This is a genomic window from Actinomycetes bacterium (genome assembly GCA_036000965.1).
In the GTDB taxonomy this organism is placed as follows: domain Bacteria; phylum Actinomycetota; class CALGFH01; order CALGFH01; family CALGFH01; genus DASYUT01.
In genome coordinates this window covers 1-3,169 of sequence record DASYUT010000110.1, presented here as the reverse complement: position 1 = coordinate 3,169, position 3,169 = coordinate 1, and the positions used below count along the sequence as shown (strand labels likewise).

General features: G+C 69.5%; 3 protein-coding genes. 1 reads left to right on the top strand and 2 read right to left on the bottom strand.

The features are described from left to right. Window positions 1-166 precede the first annotated feature (166 nt). On the top strand, window positions 167-1,519 hold the full coding sequence (locus VG276_08950; GenBank protein HEV8649521.1) for an IS110 family transposase: 1,353 nt from the start codon (window positions 167-169) through the stop codon (window positions 1,517-1,519). A gap of 220 nt (window positions 1,520-1,739) precedes the next feature. On the opposite strand, the gene VG276_08945 is transcribed toward VG276_08950, so the two are convergent. Further along, window positions 1,740-2,231, bottom strand: coding sequence for a luciferase family protein (locus tag VG276_08945; protein ID HEV8649520.1), 492 nt, complete (start codon window positions 2,229-2,231; stop codon window positions 1,740-1,742). Between the two features lie 188 nt (window positions 2,232-2,419). Beyond that, on the bottom strand, window positions 2,420-2,995 hold the full coding sequence (locus VG276_08940; GenBank protein ID HEV8649519.1) for a YceI family protein: 576 nt from the start codon (window positions 2,993-2,995) through the stop codon (window positions 2,420-2,422). Window positions 2,996-3,169 lie beyond the last annotated feature (174 nt).

Genomic DNA, 3,169 nt, shown 5'->3' with positions numbered 1-3,169 from the left:
GTCGCGTTCTTGGTCGTTGGAGGCCGTGGATTAGCCTGGCGCCGGGGCCCGAGCAGAAGGGTCGCGCACTGTCGCTTCGAGCACGCCGGTCAGAGTTTCGGTTCCCACCGAGCCCCCGGGCAACCCCGCGACCCGCCCTGCGATGCAGTGAGGAGGGGAGGGGTCGGTGCCACAGGGCCGGCAGGTCGAGGTCGAGGAGCAGGAGGAGATCCTGGCGCGGGTCGCCGCGATCGACGTGGGCAAGGCATCGGGCATGGTCTGCACGCGCGTGCCGCACCAGGCCAAGGCGGGGAAGCGGGTCACCACGGTGTGGGAGGTTGCCGCCACCACCTCCGCGATCATGGAGCTGGCCGACCGTCTGGTCTGCCAGGGGATCCAGCGGGTCGTGGTGGAGTCCACCTCGGACTACTGGCGGCCGTTTGTGTACCTGCTCCAAGCCCACGGGTTGTTGGTGTGGCTGGTCAACGCGCGTGACGTCAAGCAGGTCCCGGGTCGGCCCAAGACCGATCGGCTGGACGCGGTGTGGCTATGCAAGCTGAACGAGCGAGGCATGCTGCGGCCCTCGTTTATCCCGCCTGCTGAGATCCGCCGGCTGCGGGACCTGACCCGGCTGCGTGTGGACCTGACCGAGGAGCGCTCCCGGCACAAGCAGCGGGTGGAGAAGCTGCTGGAGGACGCGCTGATCAAGCTTGGGACGGTGGCGACCGACATCTTCGGGGTCTCCGGCCGGGCCATGCTGGAGGCGTTGATCGCCGGGCAGCGCGATCCCAAGGTGCTGGCCGAGTTGGCCCGCGGCCGGTTGCGCGTCAAACGGGCGGCGCTGGTGGAGGCCCTCACCGGCCAGTTCAGCGACCACCACGCCCGTCTGGCCAGGATCCTGCTGGACCAGATCGACGGGCTGACCGCGCAGATCGACCAGCTCACCACGCTGATCGAGGAAGCGATCGCGGCGATCCCCGCCGCCCAGGTACCAGCCGATGGACCCGAGCCCGGGCCCACCAGTGGCGCTGGAGCTCCAGCCCAGCGCCCGCTGCCGGCAATGCAACGCCTGGACGAGGTCCCCGGCATCGGCAGCAAGGCCGCCCAGATCATCATCGCCGAACTCGGGCTGGACATGGGCCAGTTCCCCACCCCCGGCCACCTGGTCTCCTGGGCCAAGATCGCGCCGCAGACCATCCAGTCTGGCGCCAAGCACCGCGCCGGGCCGACCGGCAAAGGCAACCCGTACCTGCGGGGCGCACTCGGGGAGGTCGCCGCCGCGGCCGCCAAGACCGACACCTTCCTCGGCGAACGCTACCGGCGGCTGGTCCGCCGCCGCGGCAAGCTCAAGGCGCTGGTCGCTATCGCCCGCTCCATCCTGGTCATCATCTGGCACCTGCTCGCCGACCCCACCGCCCGCTTCCGCGACCTGGGCGCCGACTACCACACCAGCCGCATCGACACGGGCCGCAAGACCCGCAGCCTGGTCCGCCAACTCGAGGCCCTCGGCCACACCGTCACCCTGCAACCCGCCGCATAGCCCGACCGGCCCCGCGCCGACTACATCCCACCGCCACCCACAACCCGGCTCTGCTGCGCTGCGCCGGGTGCTGCCGCCTGCCCACCCAGGTAGTCATTTTCCGGTCAGAGATATTCCGGTAGCGGTACGTGGGCTGCACCAGCGGGGCATCACCCCCGAGTCGCCCGGCGGGGCGCGGAGTCCTGTGGGCGGCTGGGCCGGGTGTCCTCTTCGTGTTGCTTCATTCGTCAGCGTGCCCGGGACCATCGCGCCCTCCGGCGCGACGCACAGCGGCAGCGACCAGGCTGAAAATGGTGTCCACCTCGTGATGGTCACGTGGGCCGTACAGCATGACGCGGTTCTTGGGCGCAAGCCCGGCAAGGGCGACCGGGTGCACCTCGGCCCAGCCGGCCGCCACCGCTGCCTCGGCCAGTGCAGACGCCAGCACGATATGCAGGCTTCCATCCCACGGATGGAAGTGGCCGATCTCGCGGTTGCCGAGGAACGCGTCCGCCGAGGCGACCGGGACCTCGTCGCGGAGCCAGATCGCCCGCTCGGCCGGGTGTGCCACCGTGCCCGGGCGCTCCTCGACGTCGGGGAGGGCGAAGACGCGCTGTGCCAGCGCGGCCTGCATGTCCGCCGGCGCGTTCTGGTCTTGCTGGATGTGGGGCGCCCAGGGCGTCGTGCGCGGGCGTGGCCCGGCGCGCTGTGGCAGGACAGCCGTGGTGCTCATGAGCACTCCTCGTTTGGTTGGGGGTGAGTCATGTGCTGTCGAGGTCGATACGGCGTCACTCCGGAACGGCCGTCAGGTCCTGGGTGGGCTTCAGGCCCTCGCAGATGGCCCTGGCCCTGGTCCAAGTCCCAGCTCGCCATGCGTTGCAGGGCTGGTGCTCGGTTGCGACACGCTCGGCCGCTCGGTGGCTAGGCGCCGGCTGGCTGGGGCTGGCTGAGGACCGCTTCGATCTCGATGAAGAGCTGGATCCTGTCGCCGATGACCACCCCGCCGCCGTCCATGGGGATGTTGGTGGTGATGCCGAAGTCCTGGCGGTTGAGCTCGGTCGTGGCCGAGAACCCGGCGCGGGTGCCGCCGAACGGGTCGCGGGTGAACCCGTTGACGTCCAGCGCCAGGGGGACCTGCCGGGTCACCCCGTGCAGCGAGAGCTCGCCGTCGATGTCGAAGCCGTCCTCGCTGTGGCGGATGCCGGTCGAGCGGTAGGTCATGGTGGGATGGGTCTGGATCTCGAGGAAGTTCGCCGAGCGCAGGTCGTCGTCGCGCTGGGGGTTGTTGGTGTCGATGGAGGTGAGGTCGATGGTGGCGCTGACCGTGGAGGCGAGCGGGTCGGGGGCCAGGACGAGCTCGCCTTCGAAGCGGGTGAAGTGGCCGCGGACCCTGCTGACCATCATGTGGCGGACGGTGAAGGCCACGTCGGAGTGGCCGGGGTCGATGGTCCAGGTCCCGGTGGTGTAGCCGGGGATCTCGACGGCGGTCGTCGACATGCTGGTCCTCCCTCGTAGGTTGGTTACCTTGATGTGTCTGGTTCTCTCTTGTAACCGACACGATGGTGCGTCACCATGAGGGAGCGTGGAAGACGGCACTTTGCGATGCCCTGGTTACCTGGAGAGAACCATGCAAGCAGCTGACACGGCCGACGGCCTCGTCAGGCCGAGTAA